Annotated in this window: 15 protein-coding genes; 6 read left to right on the forward strand and 9 right to left on the reverse strand. The window is 58.7% G+C overall.

Going from position 1 to position 15115, the window contains the following annotated elements; translation table 11 throughout:
* Both HHJ17_RS16580 and HHJ17_RS16585 read right to left on the reverse strand, forming a co-directional pair.
* Entirely contained in the window at positions 1–723 is a 723-nt protein-coding gene (locus HHJ17_RS16580) for an amino acid ABC transporter permease (protein ID WP_296506550.1), read from the reverse strand.
* Positions 724–857: 134 nt separating this feature from the next.
* Complete coding sequence (locus HHJ17_RS16585) at positions 858–1757, reverse strand: amino acid ABC transporter substrate-binding protein (RefSeq protein WP_296506552.1); 900 nt, start codon at positions 1755–1757, stop codon at positions 858–860.
* Between the two features lie 436 nt (positions 1758–2193).
* Here HHJ17_RS16585 and HHJ17_RS16590 point away from each other — a divergent pair, with 436 nt between their 5' ends.
* From HHJ17_RS16590 to HHJ17_RS16600, 3 genes are all read left to right on the forward strand, one after another.
* Positions 2194–3927, forward strand: coding sequence for a long-chain fatty acid--CoA ligase (locus tag HHJ17_RS16590; protein ID WP_296506554.1), 1734 nt, complete (start codon positions 2194–2196; stop codon positions 3925–3927).
* Positions 3927–4814, forward strand: coding sequence for an ion transporter (locus HHJ17_RS16595; protein ID WP_296506555.1), 888 nt, complete (start codon positions 3927–3929; stop codon positions 4812–4814). The genes HHJ17_RS16590 and HHJ17_RS16595 overlap by 1 nt, the downstream gene beginning before the upstream one ends.
* A gap of 76 nt (positions 4815–4890) precedes the next feature.
* Positions 4891–6117: a serine hydrolase domain-containing protein gene (locus tag HHJ17_RS16600; RefSeq protein ID WP_296506557.1), complete on the forward strand. Its 1227-nt coding sequence runs from the start codon at positions 4891–4893 to the stop codon at positions 6115–6117.
* Between the two features lie 43 nt (positions 6118–6160).
* On the opposite strand, the gene HHJ17_RS16605 is transcribed toward HHJ17_RS16600, so the two are convergent.
* Positions 6161–6673, reverse strand: a complete 513-nt coding sequence (locus tag HHJ17_RS16605) for a YitT family protein (RefSeq protein WP_366557553.1) — start codon at positions 6671–6673, stop codon at positions 6161–6163.
* The gene (locus tag HHJ17_RS16610; RefSeq protein ID WP_296506560.1) at positions 6663–7178 is read right to left on the reverse strand and encodes a hemerythrin domain-containing protein; all 516 of its coding nucleotides are present in this window, start codon (positions 7176–7178) and stop codon (positions 6663–6665) included. Before HHJ17_RS16610 ends, HHJ17_RS16605 begins: the two co-directional genes overlap by 11 nt.
* A 93-nt stretch (positions 7179–7271) precedes the next feature.
* Here HHJ17_RS16610 and HHJ17_RS16615 point away from each other — a divergent pair, with 93 nt between their 5' ends.
* Entirely contained in the window at positions 7272–8015 is a 744-nt protein-coding gene (locus HHJ17_RS16615) for a 2OG-Fe dioxygenase family protein (RefSeq protein WP_296506562.1), read from the forward strand.
* 74 nt (positions 8016–8089) lie between these two features.
* Positions 8090–8527, forward strand: a complete 438-nt coding sequence (locus HHJ17_RS16620; RefSeq protein WP_296506564.1) for a universal stress protein — start codon at positions 8090–8092, stop codon at positions 8525–8527.
* Between the two features lie 18 nt (positions 8528–8545).
* Here HHJ17_RS16620 and HHJ17_RS16625 read toward each other — a convergent pair whose 3' ends face one another.
* A complete protein-coding gene (locus tag HHJ17_RS16625; protein ID WP_296506566.1) occupies positions 8546–11452 on the reverse strand; it encodes an adenosylcobalamin-dependent ribonucleoside-diphosphate reductase in 2907 nt (968 codons plus the stop codon).
* 260 nt (positions 11453–11712) lie between these two features.
* Between HHJ17_RS16625 and HHJ17_RS16630 the strand changes: the two genes are divergently transcribed.
* On the forward strand, positions 11713–12117 hold the full coding sequence (locus tag HHJ17_RS16630; RefSeq protein ID WP_296506569.1) for a ribonucleotide reductase subunit alpha: 405 nt from the start codon (positions 11713–11715) through the stop codon (positions 12115–12117).
* 5 nt (positions 12118–12122) lie between these two features.
* On the opposite strand, the gene HHJ17_RS16635 is transcribed toward HHJ17_RS16630, so the two are convergent.
* Genes HHJ17_RS16635 through narJ form a run of 4 tightly spaced genes read right to left on the reverse strand, consistent with a single transcriptional unit; the run spans position 12123 to position 15114 of the window.
* Positions 12123–12851: a carbonic anhydrase gene (locus tag HHJ17_RS16635; protein ID WP_296499509.1), complete on the reverse strand. Its 729-nt coding sequence runs from the start codon at positions 12849–12851 to the stop codon at positions 12123–12125.
* 22 nt (positions 12852–12873) lie between these two features.
* Complete coding sequence (locus tag HHJ17_RS16640; protein WP_296506571.1) at positions 12874–13665, reverse strand: peptidylprolyl isomerase; 792 nt, start codon at positions 13663–13665, stop codon at positions 12874–12876.
* 10 nt (positions 13666–13675) lie between these two features.
* Positions 13676–14410 (reverse strand): respiratory nitrate reductase subunit gamma, encoded by a 735-nt coding sequence (narI, locus tag HHJ17_RS16645; protein ID WP_296506573.1) that lies wholly within the window; start codon positions 14408–14410, stop codon positions 13676–13678.
* On the reverse strand, positions 14407–15114 hold the full coding sequence (gene narJ, locus HHJ17_RS16650) for a nitrate reductase molybdenum cofactor assembly chaperone (protein WP_296506575.1): 708 nt from the start codon (positions 15112–15114) through the stop codon (positions 14407–14409). The genes narI and narJ overlap by 4 nt, the downstream gene beginning before the upstream one ends.
* Position 15115: the final 1 nt, after the last annotated feature.

The raw sequence follows: 15115 nt of genomic DNA on the forward strand, positions 1-15115 counted from the left end.
TCAGTGTCCCCCGCCTGTGCCGCCGGCCACGATGTAGCCAGGGATTTGTGTCTTTTTCTCAATCAGGGCAAAGACCCGGTTGACGGCAAAGGCCGATAACGCATACAGCGCCGTCACCGCCAGGTAGACCTCAACGCCGCGCGAGGTTTCCTCTTGGGCCTGCATGGCAAACATGGTGAGTTCGGCAATGGAGACCGCAAACGCCACCGAAGAATTCTTCAGCAGGTTCATCGATTCACTGGTCAAGGGCGGCAAGATGATGCGAAACGCCATCGGCAAAATCACGTAGCGGTAGGTCTGTGCGGTGGTGAAGCCCAGTGCCATGCCCGCGTAGCGCTGGCCCTTGGGCAAGGCCTGGATGCCGGCGCGCACCTGCTCGGCAATCCGGGCCGAGGTGAAGAAGCCCAAGGCAAACACCACCAGGAGGAAACCAGGCACCTGCTGAAAAGCCGGGAACATTTTAGGCACCACAAAGTACCAGAGAAACACCTGCACCAGCAGCGGGATGTTTCTAAAAAACTCCACCCAGACGGTGGCCAATCGCACCAGCCAGGGTTGGTCCTGCAAGGTGCGCAGGGTCCCCATCAAGGCCCCGATCACCATCGCCAGCACCCAGGAGCAGCCTGCCACGGCGAGCGTCCAGCCCCACGCATCCAGCATCCATTGAAGGTAAGTGCGGCCACTGCCGTCGTCATTCAGAAATACTTGCCAGTCCCACGTCATCTCGTTCTCCGCCAGGCTTAACCTGCTTTAAATTGCTGTCCGACCCGTGCGCTGATCAAGCCCGGGCTTCTTAAAACAAAGACCCCGCCTCGGCAAAAGCCAGGCGGGGTCAGTTTCATTCAAGTTCTGGAAACTTATTTCTTGGCGTAGTCTTCCATCGGCTTGTCATTTGGCGTGGCCCAGGCGGCTTTAATGCTATCGCTGGCAGGCAGGCCCACCTTGGTGTTCTTCGGCGGGATTGGCTGGATGAACCACTTGTCATAGATCTTGGCGATCTCGCCAGACTTGGCCAGTTCACGGATGGTGTCATCCGCCAGTTTCTTGAAAGCGGGGTCACCCTTGCGCATCATGATGGCGATCGGCTCAACGGAAAGTACCTCGCCGACTATTTTGAAGTCAGCCGGGTTTTTGGCATTGGCAATGTTGCCGGCCAGGATCGACCCATCCATCACGAAGGCATCGGCGCGGCCCGATTCAAGCAGCAAAAAGCTATCCGCATGGTCTTTGCCAAAGAGTTCCTTGAACTCGATACCTGTGGCGCGCTCATTCTTGCGCAGCGTCTGCACCGATGTGGTGCCGGTGGTGGTGGCGACATTCTTGCCTTTCAACTGGGCAATGCCGGTAATGCCGGAGTTGGCCTTGACGGCGATACGCACTTCTTCAACGAAGGTGGTGAGGGCAAAGGCCACGTCTTTCTGGCGGGTGGCGTTGTTGGTGGTGGAGCCGCACTCAATGTCCACGGTGCCGTTTTGCACCAAAGGGATGCGGTTTTGTGAGGTGACCGAGATGTACTTCACGGCCACTTTTTTGCCGACCGATTTTTCCAGGTTGGCAACGATGCGCTGGCAGATTTCAACGTGGTAGCCCACGTATTTGCCGTCGCCCAAGGTGTAAGAGAGCGCGCCGGAGGAGTCACGCACGCCCATGGTGATTTCGCCCGAAGCCTTGACCTTGGCGATGGTGTCCGAAGTTTGCGCATAAGCGCCAGAGGCCAGAGCGGCCAAAACGGCAAGAGCGAGAAACTGCTTCTTCATGGTTTTTCCTTGTTGAAAGCTTTGGTAAAGCAAATTAATAATTTATTGGTGAATTGATAATTCACCCAAGCGACTGAGATTAAGCATTAATCATGCCTGAGAAATTTTATCCCTCAGTCGCCTTAAGGCAGTACTTTACTGCGGCGCGTTCTCGGTGCCGTCAGGGTTTGCCCTTGCCGTTTATGCAAACGGTGCATAACATGATCTAAATTAAATTTTTCTCACTTAAACAGGAGGATGGCCGGTGCGCTGCAGGCGCTGGCCGCATGGTGCCCCAAAACGGCGTCTTTATGCGCTTGCTTGGTGCGCCTTGCCCGGGCCCATCGCGTCCCGTCAGTGACATCGGGTGCTTTCTGGTGCACGCTGGCTCCCGTATCCTTTGCGCACTGCCTGCTGTTCAGCGCCGGCCCACTTTAGATCAGGAAAGCATTGCCTTATGGATCAGTCTTCAAGTTCTTTGGGCGCCAGTGCCCGCCCGGATGTTCGCGCGCACTACCGTTTCTGGCCCAAGCGGCTGCCCCATGCCATTACGCTGCCCGCCACGTCTTTGTGGGACAACCTGGAGACCAGCGCCCGCCGTTACCCGCATAAAGCCGCGCTCATCTTTTTTGGACGGGTTTTCAGTTATGCCGAGGTGCTGCAAAAAGCAGAGCGTCTGGCAGCCTGTTTGCAAGGGCTGGGGGTCAAAAAAGGGGATCGGGTGCTGCTCAGCATGCAAAACTGTCCGCAACTGGTGATTGCGCACTTTGCGATTTTGCGGGCGAATGCGGTGGTGGTGCCGGTCAACCCGATGAACCGGGCCGAAGAGCTCAAGCACTATATCCTTGACCCGGACGCCAAAGTTGCCATCACGACGGCCGATCTGGCAGCCGAACTGGCGCGGGCGAGTGATGCACTGCTCCCCGCACAGCGGCTGGACCACCTGCTGGTGACCCATTTCACCGATGCGTTTGACGCGGCCGTCGCGGGCGACGATGCCCCTCCCGCTGCCTGGACCGACTGGCTGCTGACGCGCCATGCACGCCCCGCTTTGCAGGGTGGTCAGGTGCATGACTGGGAGGAGGCCATGTCTGGCACGGCCGCCATACCCGAGTTGACGGTCGGACCGGCCGATCTGGCCATCCTGCCTTACACCAGCGGCACCACCGGCTTGCCCAAAGGCTGCATGCACACCCATGCCAGCATCATGCACAACGCCATCGCCAGTGGCTTGTGGGTGAATGGCTCGGCTGAAAACGTGGTCCTCTCGGTGGTGCCCATGTTCCACATCACCGGCATGGTGAGCCTGATGCACAGCAGCATTCGGGGCGGCGCCACGCTCATCGTCATGCCGCGCTGGGATCGCGAGTTGGCCGGGCGCCTGATCTCTCGTTGGCAGGTCACACACTGGACCAATATCCCGACCATGGTGATTGATCTGCTGGGAAGTCCTAACTTTGAACGCTTTGATTTGTCCAGCCTGGTCTATATCGGCGGTGGCGGTGCCGCCATGCCGCAGGCGGTGGCGCAACGGCTGTACGAGCTGTTTGGCTTGCGCTATGTGGAGGGTTACGGTTTGACTGAAACAGCCGCACCGACCCACAGCAATCCACCGGATTCGCCCAAACAGCAGTGCTTGGGCATCCCCTTCATGAGCACCGACGCACGCGTGGTTGATCCTGACACTTTGCTGGAAATGCCAACCGGTGAGCAGGGTGAAATCATCCTGCAGGGCCCGGAACTCTTTCAGGGCTACTGGAAGCAGCCGCAAGCCACGGTTGCGGCGTTTATCGAGCTGGACGGTAAACGTTTCTTTCGTTCCGGCGACCTCGGGCATGTGGATGCAGACGGCTATTTTTTCCTCACCGACCGGCTCAAGCGCATGATCAATGCGGCTGGCTTCAAGGTCTGGCCCGCCGAGGTGGAGGCGTTGCTGTTTCGGCATCCGGCCATCCAGGAAGCCTGTATTATTTCGACCAAAGACAGCTACCGCGGCGAATCGGTCAAGGCCGTGATTGTGCTGCGGCCGTCGCACCAGGGCCTGGTGAGTGAACAAGACATCATCGACTGGTGCCGTGACAACATGGCGGTCTACAAAGTGCCGTGCGAGGTGCAGTTCATGGACGCCTTGCCCAAGAGCGGTGCCGGCAAGGTCATGTGGCGTTTATTACAGGAAGCTCAAGTCAAGTAATGGTAATTTCAGATCAAGAGGTGCTCGGCAAACCGCTGAGCGGGTGGCGGCTGCGGCTTTACACCATTATTTTTGAGGCCGACACCCGGGCCGGACGTCTGTTTGATCAATGGCTTATTGCGATCATTTTGTTGAGTGTTGGGGTGGTCGTTGTCGACAGCATGCAAGGGACGGGGCCGACTCACCGTTCTTTTTTTGCGGTAATGGAGTGGATCTTCACCGTGTCTTTCACGGCCGAGTATGTGGCGCGGCTGCTGTGCGTGCGCCATCCCTGGCGGTACGCGCTCAGCTTCTACGGCGTGATTGATTTATTGGCCCTGTTGCCAACCTATGTGGCATTGCTGGTGCCAGAGGTTCATGCCTTGATTGATGTGCGGGTGCTGCGGTTGTTGCGCGTGTTTCGTATTTTCAAATTGACGGCCTATGTCTCTGAATACCAGTCGCTGGGGCGCGCCCTGAAGGCCAGCCGGCGCAAGATTCTTGTTTTTTTGTCGGCGGTGTTGATGATTGTGCTGGTCATGGGCACCCTGATGTATGTGGTGGAAGGCCCCGGCAACGGCTTCACCAGTATTCCCACCTCGGTGTACTGGGCCATCACGACGATGACCACCGTCGGGTTTGGCGACATCACACCGAAGACCGACCTTGGGCGCCTGATCTCCTCGGTCATGATGCTGCTGGGCTGGGGCACCCTGGCGGTGCCGACCGGGATCGTCACGGCCGAGATGACGGCCATGCGCTTCTACAGCGTGCCACCCACCACCCGCACCTGCCACGAGTGTCTGACCGAAGGCCACCTGCCGGAGGCCAATTTTTGTCTGCATTGCGGCGCGAAGTTGCCCACGTATCTGAACGACACGGCCCCAGGGAGCCCGCGACCGTATTAGGATGGGCGTCACTGAGCGTGACCGCCCCTTTTTTGGAGAGCAATGTGTTTCAAACATCCACCACGGGAGTCCCCGCATGAGCCATTCCCCCATTCACGCAAGCCCCGCTGGCGTGGCGTTGCCCGCCGCGTCGCCCGAAGCGGTCGGCCTGTGTCCGCAGCGAACCCAGCGTCTGATGGCGGTGCTGCAAACCGAGGTGGATCGCCAGCGCTTGCCCGGTGCGGTGGCCCTGATTGCCCGCCATGGCAAAGTGGTTCTTTTTGACAGCGTCGGCGCGCTGGACCCGGCGACCGGTGTCCCGATGACGCAGGACGCCATTTTTCGCATTTACTCCATGACCAAGCCGATCGTGTCGGTGGCCGTCATGATGTTGATGGAGCAGGGGCAGCTGCTGCTGAGTGACCCGGTGGCCAAGTACCTGCCCGAATATGCCGCGCAGAAGGTGGCCCGCCTGGTCGATGGCGCCGTGCAGCTGCAAGCCGTGCGGCAGAGCGCGACCATTCAGGACTTGTTGCGCCATACCGCCGGCATGACCTATGAATTCATGGGCAGCGCACCGGTGCAGCGGCAATATGCCCAGCTCAGAATTGGTTCGCGGGAGCGCAGCAATGCCGAGTTCTCTCATGAGCTGGCCGCCTTGCCGTTGATGTTTGAACCCGGCACCGTCTGGGAATATGGCCGTGCCACCGATGTGCTGGGGCGACTGGTTGAAGTGGTGAGTGGCCAGACGCTGGGGGCGTTTCTGCAAGACCGTATTTTGAAGCCACTGGGCATGACCGACACCGGGTTTTCTGTACCACCGGAACAGCAGGCCCGCATTGCGGAACCGTTTGCCCGTGATCCCGAGGGCGGGGTGCAGATGCGGGTGATCGATGTGCGCGAAGACACCGCGCTGGAGTCGGGCGGCGGTGGGTTGGCCTCTACGGCGCGCGATTACGCGCGGTTTTTACAATTCATGCTGAACAAGGGTGAGCTAGATGGCGTGCGGCTGTTGGGGCCAAGAACCGTCGATTTCATGACTGCCGATCATCTGGGCGATATTCCGGTTAACAGCGGCGCATCCCGATCGCTGCTGCCGCTGGGACATGGCTTCGGGCTGGGCTTTGCGGTGCGCAAGCACTTGGGCGTGGCCTCGGTGCCGGGTTCTGTCGGCACCTATTTCTGGGGCGGCTTGGCGGGCACGACTTTCTTTGTCGATCCGGCCGAAGACCTGTTTGCTATTCTGATGTTGCAGGCGCCCAACCAGCGGGAGTACTACCGCATGCTGTTTCGTGATCTGGTGTACGCCACGCTGCTGGCGTGATGTACCTGCATTTTTTATAAGAAATTGACCGCTAGCCCCCGTTTTATATGCGGGGGTAGCTATTTATTTGATAGCAAATAATGACCGCTAAAGCGTCATGTAGCGGCCGGCCCGGTGGTTGGTGGCCAGGGTCTGGTTCAGCATCACCGCGCCCAGCACGGACAGGGCAACGTGTTGTCAACAAGCCGCCCATCACGGCGCTAAACGCAGGCGACAAACTCTGGAAGCTCACCAGTTTGGGCAACAGATTGACAAACAGCGACAACAAACCAACTGCCGCAAATGTTTTCAGGGTGAACGCCCGGCCCATGCGCCGCCACGCCAAGCCATAGAACGGCAAATTGATCAGGAAAAAGACCAGGCCAAAGTTCCAGCCCGTGGCGTAGTGGATCAGGAAGGCAATGCCGGCGGTGCCGCCCGTCAACAGGCCGGAGTGACCAAACATCACGATGCCAAGGGCCACGAAGAGCGTGCCGGTGATCAGCGCCTGGACATCTTCGTAGGGACGATGGCGCAGGGTGGCCAGCGCCGGCTCACTGGACTTGTCAGGCTGCAATGTCGGCCGGCGTTGGTGTGGTTTCGCCGGCGGGAGGAGAGCAGGTTGCGCCGCCACAGCCATGAATGGTCTCCTGGGGCAAGGCTTGGGGCGAGTGGACGATGCCGGTGCTGGTGTCATAACCCACGCCGCGCAGGTGCAAGGCCAGTGCCGCGTCCATGCTTTGCGCATGTTGCGGAAACCAGATGCCGAGTTCATGCGCCATCTGCCGCACCACACCAAACTCACCGGCCTGACCGCGTTTTTCGCCTTCGCGCATCACCTGCAAGATCACATTGTGTTGGGTTGAGTGGCAGTTGCTGGAGGAGAAGCGGGTGTCCCGCATCCATTGGTCTTCACGGCCGAAATGGTCATCGGTGTGGTCAATCAAGGTTTGCCATGCCGCCAGAAGGTCGTCATCAGGGGCCTGGACCACGGTGGCCAGCAAGTCAACAAATTCATGGTGTGTATCGTCCATGAAGGGCAAACCAAGAACGAGCGAATCAGACCATTGCAGTGTGGACATGTTGATATTCCAAAAAAATTTAGGCCAAGCATACGGGAATCCAGTTTTTTAAGTTTGATCGAAGTCATAAATTGAGGAGGTAAGCTTGGTGCAATGACTACCTCGTTTTCTCCTCCCTCTTTGGCCGCACCCACTGAACTTGGTACGGTTTTGCAACAACAGGGCTATGCGGTGCTGGATGCCCACAGTGTGAGCGCCCTGAGTGGTTGCCCAGCGGATGCGCTGGCGGCCTTGCGCCCCTTATGGGCCGATCTGCCGCCGGATGCCTTTCTCAAAGATGGCGGGCGCTACCGCCGGCGTCGACATTCCTGCTTTGTGGTGCAGGACGGACAAGTGACCCAAGTGCCGCATCGGGCCCATTGGCAGCCGGTGGAGTACAACGCCTTGCACGGTGGCATGCAGCGTTTGTTTGAACCCCTAAGGCCTGAGCTGCTTGACCAGCCGGTGTTGACTCAATTGCTGCGATGGCTGGGCCAGGTGTGTTCAGGCCTGAAAGGGGTGAAACCCTGGTTTGTGGAAGCGCACCAGTTTCGCATTGACACCACAGATGGCATCGGGCGTCCGACGCCAGAGGGGGCGCATCGCGATGGTGTCGACCTGGTCGCCGTGTTTCTGGTGAACCGGGAAGGTGTCAAGGGCGGGGAGACCCGTGTGTTTGACGCGGCTGGTCCAAATGGCCAACGCTTCACGCTGGCCGAGCCGTGGTCGGTTTTATTGCTGGATGATGCCCGTGTGATTCACGAGTCAACGCCCATCCAGCCCATCACCCAAGGCGGGCATCGTGATACGCTGGTTGTCACCCTGCGTGCAGCGGGCTTTCAGGAAGAACATCAATAGCTTGATTACGGTCAAGGTTTAATAGGTGAGTCACCCAGACACTTGACGCTGTCAATTCAAAAGGAGTTTTCATCATGTTCAAACACATTCTCGTTCCGGTCGATGGCTCATCGACGTCACACTTGGCCGTTGAAAAAGCCATCGGCCTGGCCAAAGCCTTTGGCAGCCGGGTGACTTCTATTTTTGTCATTGATCCCTATCCCTTTACCGGCGTCGGGACAGACTTTGCCTATGGGCAAGCCGAATATCTGAGTGCGGCAACCGCCGAAGCCAATGCGGCGATCAAGGACGCAAAAGCCACCTTCGATGCAGCGGGCGTCAGTGTGGAGACTTCGGTGATTGAGGCGCATGCCGCGTGGCGCGGCGTGGTGCAGGCCGCCGAGTCCATGCAAGCCGATTTGATCGTCATGGGTTCGCACGGACGCAGTGGCCTGGAAAAACTGGTGCTCGGCAGTGTGACGCAAGCGGTTCTGTCGCACACTCGGTTGCCCGTGATGGTGGTGCGCGACTAAACCGCCAGGTTTTCTACCTCAGCCGCACTGCCCGACGTAGCCGCAAGCGGTACAAAAATCACAGCCGTCTTTGTGGATGACGGTGGGGTTACCGCATTCCGGGCAGACTTTGCCGGCCATGGTGCTGGTGGCCTCCTGGTTTTTGGGGGCGTCGAGCACGCCCATGTCACGCAATGGAAAGCCTTCTTCATCCAGTACGTTCAGCATGGCGTAGCGGTGAATGATCAGGCGCGCGATATACGCCACGGTGGAGGGCCAGGTTTGCTGGCGACGCTCACCATGGGGCAAGCCGGGGACAAACGCCATGAAATGGCCCAGCGGTTCGGCGTAATTGAGCAGCTTGCGCAACTTCATGCCGATCCAGGCTGGGTCAATCACCCGCATGTCCAGCGATAGCAGCCTGGCCAGTCCATCGAGCGCTCGGGGATAGTTGCCGGAAAAGCCCACGGCGCAGGGACGGGTCACGATAGCGCCATCATGGCCTTGCAGATTGACCTCTTTGAGCGTGACGGTGAAGGCTTCGCCGGTGGCCGGATTGTCCACATCTACCGACCACGCCAGCGTGCCCGAGGGGCCCGTTTGCGGTTCGCCCCGGCTGAACATGGCATCCATCACAGGAGTAGGCACTTTGGTGTCATTGACGTCCAAGGCTGCGAGCTGCTCGCAGCGCCAGCGAATAACGGCTGCCGTGGCCGCCACCACACCGGGGAACAATCGGCGTTCGCCGTGGGGTGGGAATGGCATCTCAAACGAGTGCTCTTCCGCCACCGTGGCCAAGGCGTCCAGTTTCAGTTGCAACCATGCGGGGTCATTGGCGCGCAAGTCCATGGACAGCGTTTTGGCGAGCGCGCCCAAGCCACGCGGCTGCTCTGTGCCGTTCACCCAGACCTCGAAGGGTTTGGGTGCGCCGCCTTCTGCTGGCGCCAACTCCCCCACAAACAAGGCAAAGTCCCCAAAAGGATGATGCACCATGAAAGTCCATGCCGGGTTGCCCGCCGGCAGTTCGGGGCGACTTGGCCAGCGCAGGGAAGACAAGACGGGGGCCGGTAGCCGCGTCAGCGACAAACGTTGGTTGGCGCCTTCGATTTGCAGGGAGGAGGCCGCAGGCGCGGACAGGGGAGCGGCTGTGGGCGTCAGGCTCAGTACTGATCCCAGCACCGAGTTGGGGCGGTAAGTGGCCAAGCCCTTCAATCCAGACAGCCAGGCTTCCATGTACAGGTGCTGAAAGTCTTCGTAGGGGTAGTCAGCCGGCACGTTGACCGTTTTGGAGATGGCGGTGTCAATGAAGGGGGCCACGGCAGCCACCATCGCTTCATGGGCCTGTGCGCTCATTTCCAGCGCGGTGACGAAGGCATTTGTCAGTGGCGCATGCTCGCCGTGCAGGTGGCGATAGAGACGCCAGGCGTGATCTTCCACCGCGTACTCTTTGAAACTGCCGTCAGGCATGCGCTTCTTGCGGGTGTAGCTCCAGCTGAACGCCGGTTCGATGCCGTTGCTGGCGTTATCCGCAAAAGCCAGGCTGATGGTGCCGGTCGGCGCAATGGAGAGCAGGTGCGAATTGCGCAGCCCATGGGTGCGCACGCGTTCTTTCAGGGCCGTGGGCAAGCGCGATGCAAAGGTCTGGCCACTGAGGTACAGGTCGGCATTGAACAACGGAAAGGCGCCGCGCTCAATCGCCAGTTCAACCGAGGCGTCGTAGGCGGTGTCGCGCATCAATTCGGAAATTTGCCGCGCCATGTCCCGCGCCTCCTGTGTGTCGTAACGCAAGTTGAGCATCACTAACGCATCGCCCAGTCCAGTGAAGCCCAGTCCCACGCGACGCTTGCTGCGGGCTTCTTCCTGTTGCTGCGGCAGCGGCCACACCGTTACGTCCAGTACGTTGTCCAGCATGCGCGTTGCGACGCGTGCCACTTCGGCAAACGCGGCCGCGTCAAAATGGGCTTTTGCTTCAAAGGGATGGTCGATAAACCGGGTCAGGTCGATGGAGCCAAGGCAGCAGCAGCCATAAGGCGGCAGCGGTTGTTCGGCGCAGGGGTTGGTACTGGCAATGGTTTCGCAATAAGACAGGTTGTTGTCGCGATTCATGTGGTCCAGGAACAAAACACCAGGCTCGGCATGATCGTAGGTGGAGCGCATGATCTGGTCCCACAACTCGCGCGCCTGCAATTTTCGGTAAACCCACAAACCACTTTCTTTGGCTTCGTAAGCACCCGCTGCTTTTTGGGCGGTGCCCGGTTCGGCACGATGGACCAGGGTGAACTCACCGTCTTTTTGCACGGCTTCCATGAAGGCGTCGCTGATACCAACCGAGATATTGAAGTTTTTCAAGTCACCCGTGTCCTTGGCATGAATGAACTCTTCAATATCCGGATGGTCGCACCGCAAAACCCCCATTTGCGCACCGCGTCGGGCGCCGGCGGATTCAACGGTTTCGCATGAGCGGTCAAACACGCGCATGTAACTCACGGGCCCTGACGCGCTGCTTTGCGTACTGCCAACCCACGCACCGCGCGGTCGAATACGCGAGAAGTCATAACCGACGCCACCACCACGGCGCATGGTCTCGGCGGCTTCGGTCAGCGCCGTGTAGATGCCGGGGTGGCCGTCTTCAATGTGGGAGATGGAGTCGCCCACCGGCTGCACAAAACAGTTGATCAGCGTCGCAGCCAAATCCGTGCCGGCAGCAGATTGAATACGTCCGGCCGGCAAGAAACCGTTTTGCAGCGCCTTCAGGAATTTGGCTTCCCACTGCTTTTGGTGCTCGGGTGCTTCGACTTCGGCCAAGGCACGTGCCACCCGCTGGTTGACGTCCAGAATGGTTTTTTCGGAGCCCTTGCTGTACTTTTCAAGGAGCACTTCCTCGCTGATTTGCTGAGGTGCCAGCGCCAGGGCTGGTTTGGTTCGTTCGGGTGTTTTTTGCGACATAACGTAGTTCCTGAAAAAGACTGTGGAATACTAGGGCCGAGCGTTGGCGATGTCATTGATGTAAAGCAAGCTTGTTCGAACGATTTTAGTTGTTCGGGCGCTATAGGTAGTGGTTGTGATGGTGTCTTAACACTACCGGTAGTGATTGCAGCAGAGCTAAACGCATGCTACTTGGGTGGATTCGAAGAATTGCCGCAGGGTGTGGCCCCGGATTCCTTGGGTCTGCTGGTTAAACCGTATTTTTAAAGAAGGACTGAACCATGAATATTGCCAGTTTTGATGATTTGTTGCAGGCGGCACGACAACAAACCCAACCCCAACGGTTGTTATTTGTCTTTGCCAGTGCCGATTTGCCGGATGACAGTACAGCGGCGCAGCGTGATAGTTTTTTGGCCGGCGAGGGTGGCGCGCTGGTGCCCACCATGTGCGTGGATAAAACCGCTGAAGAACTACTCACTTTTTCCGACCTGGTGCAAGAGTCAACCCAGTTTGGTCAAGAGTGGAGCATCGTGTTCGCCGCCGCTCTGTCCGGTAGCGGCGGGCTTGCGCCGACCAGCGAGGCGGCTGAAAAACCGTTGCAGCAAATGGTGGAAGCCATCAAGGCGGGAACCTTGGGAACCTACATTCCATTTGACCGCCAGGGTCAACCGGTCATGCTGGCTTAAGGGCGCTAAAGCCGATCTGGCTTGACCAAGGACGAGAGATTCGCGTAACTCTCGTCGATCTCATTGAACACCGGCGTGTTAATCGAATCTTCGATCTCCTGGTAGGGGCCGGTGCCGCTGTGGGAGGCGGTTGATGCGGGAATAAACTCACCGCTCTTGACATCGAACACATGCACCTCGCCCTCTTCAATGACGTAGTGCCATCCGTGCAACGCAACCTTGCCGGCCTCAACTTGTTGACGCACCATCGGGTAGCCCATGAGTCGCTCCAACTGAAGCACCACGGCGCGTTGCTCTGTGCGGCGCAGGGCTTCCGGTGTGACCTGCACGGGCAGGGCTGCTTCCCGGCCCAGTTCCAGCCACGCCGCCAGATTCTTGGCTTGCGGATCGATCTCTTCGTACAAGGCGCGGATGCCGCCGCAATGGCTGTGGCCACAGACAACGATGCGGGAAACCTTCAGGTTTAACACCGCAAATTCAATTGCCGCGGAGGTGCCGTGGTAGCCGGCCGAGCCGTCATACGGTGGCACGAACGCGCCGACGTTGCGCACAATAAACAGTTCGCCGGGTCCCGTGCCCGTCAACAGGTACGGGACCAGACGTGAGTCAGAGCAGCCAATGAACAGGATGGACGGATGTTGCCCATCCTTGACCAGATTTTGAAACTGCTCTTGAACGCCCGGAAACGTGTGATCGTGGAAGCGGCGGAGGCGGGCAAGCAGTTCGTCAGGCACAGTGATTCGTCAGTAAATTCAGTTACTGTACCAAAGGCGAATCGGAGGCGTCGAGATCGACCCCCACAATGGCAGCTTCGCCAGCCAACAGGCTCAAATATTGACGCAAGGCGGTGACATAGGTTTTTTGCCGCAAAGCCATGGCCACGGCCCCACGTACCGAATCAAACGATTGTTCCTGGCCAGGTTCACGCGCCAGCACTTCCACCACATGCAAGCCAAAGCGGCTGTGCACCAGGCGCGGCAAAACCCCCACCTCCGCATGTCCGAAAAGCTCTTTGGCGAACTCGGGCGCGCAATCTGCGGTGGTCAGCCATCCCAAGCTGCCGCCTTCTGCCCCGCTCGGGCAATTCGATAGGGTCCGGGCCGCCTTGGAGAATCCGTCTTCCACATTGCTGCCATCATGACAACGGACATCAAGCAAGGTTGTCTCAGCGCGGTTGCGCAGGGCCACCACGTCAACGCCTTGCGTCACCGCAAACAGGATGTGGCGCACGTTGACACGTTCACCGGTGCTGTAGACCGCTTGATTCGCCGCATGGTGGCGCCGACAGGCCTCCTCTGAGGGTTCGGGTATCGCCAGACTCTGTTCAAGCAATGCCTCAATGGCACTGGAGGCCTCTTCGCTGAGTACGCCGTCGGTGGTTGGCATATCGCGGTCTGACAGCAAGCCCTGGGCGCTTGCCGCCTGTCGCAGCAGCTCTGAACAAGCACGTTGGCGCAGGTCATCGGCAGACAGGGTTTCGTCGACCGTATTCAGTGCCACACCGTTGATGCTGGCAATTTCTGCTTTATCAGGAGTTGTAATTTGCATGATGACTTCCTTAAACGCCAGCGCCAGGACGGCGTGGCTGGTTCTGGCCAGCGGGCACATTCAGACGACGAGCGCGTACCACTTGGGGGGCGCGGAATAAATAACCAACGGTGCCGAAGCCACTCCAAACGTGGACAAGGCGAGTGAACGGGAAGATCAAGAAGATGCTCATGCCCAAGAACATGTGCATTTTGAAGACAAAACCCGCCCCAGCGAGTAGCGCGGGGGCACCCGTTTGGAAAGTCACAATGCTCTGAGCCCAGCCGGCCAGTCGCATCATCATGCTGCCGTCCAGATGCTGCGCAGACAAGGGCAGGGTGGCCAAGCCCAAGGCGAGTTGAAGCCACAGCAGTACCAGCAAAACGATATCGCTGGTCTTCGAGTTGATGCGAATGCGCGGCTCAAACAAGCGACGGTGCAGCAACAGGCTCACGCCGATAAAGCCCAGCAATCCCGCGATGCCGCCGGACACGATGGCCATGAGCTGCTTGTTGCCCGCACTGATGAAAGCCTCGTACACAAAGTGCGGTGTCAGCATGCCAAAGAAGTGGCCGAAGAACAGAAACAAGACACCGACATGAAACAGGTTGCTGCCCCAGCGTAATTGGCCTTGTTTGAGCAACTGTGAAGAGTCACTCTTCCATGTGTATTGGTCCCGGTCAAACCGGATCAGGCTGCCCAATAAAAAAATGGTGAACGCTATGTAGGGGTACAAGCCGAACAAGAAATTGTCGAGGGTGATCATAGTGAGACTCCTTGTGTTGCAGCGGTTTTCGCCTTGGCGTTGAGCGCTTCATTCTTGACAAAGTGAATGGGTTGGGCTTGGCCCGGTTTGGCCTGCCCTTTGGTGGAGCAGCCATCGAACACCACCGGTTCTTCCCACGCGGCATCGATGGGTTCGTCCGGTGTTACTTTGACTGCATGCGCTGTCTCACCGGCCAGTTCCAGCAAGGCGCCCAGTACGCTGGCGTAAGCACTTTCGCGCTGCTGCAAGGCACTGAAGATGGAATTAAAAATATGCGCCATCTCGCCCAGAAACGCACGCGCTTCCTTGGGCGGTTGAGTGGACACAAATTCAAGCACCACGGGCAAGTAGTCCGGCATTTCGCCGGGGCCGATGTACAAGCCGGCCTTTTCGTAGGTCTGCGCCAAATCGATCATGGCCGGTCCGCGGTCACGCGAATCGCCATGCACATGCTCAAACAGGTGCAAGGACGTGGCGCGACCCCGGTCGAACATTTCTACGTAGTCCGCCTCGTTTTCAAGTGAGTCACCATTTTTCAAGGTGGCCATGAGGGCGTCGAGTTCGGCCAGGCGACCCGGCATCACGGTCTTGTCGGCGTGCAGCGCTTCATGCATGTCGGACAAGTCGCCGCGCAGGGCCGCGTCGGGGTAGGAGAGCAGCCGGGCCAGAACCCGCAGGCTGACTGAAGCATTAGAGAGTGCCATG

This window comes from Rhodoferax sp. (assembly GCF_012927445.1).
GTDB lineage: Bacteria > Pseudomonadota > Gammaproteobacteria > Burkholderiales > Burkholderiaceae_C > Rhodoferax.

Bases quoted from the DNA above. Each gene is read 5' to 3' on its own strand.
- HHJ17_RS16580 (WP_296506550.1), bottom strand. From the start codon at position 723: ATGACGTGGGACTGGCAAGTATTTCTGAATGACGACGGCAGTGGCCGC.
- HHJ17_RS16585 (WP_296506552.1), bottom strand. From the start codon at position 1,757: ATGAAGAAGCAGTTTCTCGCTCTTGCCGTTTTGGCCGCTCTGGCCTCT.
- HHJ17_RS16590 (WP_296506554.1), top strand. From the start codon at position 2,194: ATGGATCAGTCTTCAAGTTCTTTGGGCGCCAGTGCCCGCCCGGATGTT.
- HHJ17_RS16595 (WP_296506555.1), top strand. From the start codon at position 3,927: ATGGTAATTTCAGATCAAGAGGTGCTCGGCAAACCGCTGAGCGGGTGG.
- HHJ17_RS16600 (WP_296506557.1), top strand. From the start codon at position 4,891: ATGAGCCATTCCCCCATTCACGCAAGCCCCGCTGGCGTGGCGTTGCCC.
- HHJ17_RS16610 (WP_296506560.1), bottom strand. From the start codon at position 7,178: ATGTCCACACTGCAATGGTCTGATTCGCTCGTTCTTGGTTTGCCCTTC.
- HHJ17_RS16615 (WP_296506562.1), top strand. From the start codon at position 7,272: ATGACTACCTCGTTTTCTCCTCCCTCTTTGGCCGCACCCACTGAACTT.
- HHJ17_RS16620 (WP_296506564.1), top strand. From the start codon at position 8,090: ATGTTCAAACACATTCTCGTTCCGGTCGATGGCTCATCGACGTCACAC.
- HHJ17_RS16625 (WP_296506566.1), bottom strand. From the start codon at position 11,452: ATGTCGCAAAAAACACCCGAACGAACCAAACCAGCCCTGGCGCTGGCA.
- HHJ17_RS16630 (WP_296506569.1), top strand. From the start codon at position 11,713: ATGAATATTGCCAGTTTTGATGATTTGTTGCAGGCGGCACGACAACAA.
- HHJ17_RS16640 (WP_296506571.1), bottom strand. From the start codon at position 13,665: ATGCAAATTACAACTCCTGATAAAGCAGAAATTGCCAGCATCAACGGT.
- narI (WP_296506573.1), bottom strand. From the start codon at position 14,410: ATGATCACCCTCGACAATTTCTTGTTCGGCTTGTACCCCTACATAGCG.
- narJ (WP_296506575.1), bottom strand. From the start codon at position 15,114: ATGGCACTCTCTAATGCTTCAGTCAGCCTGCGGGTTCTGGCCCGGCTG.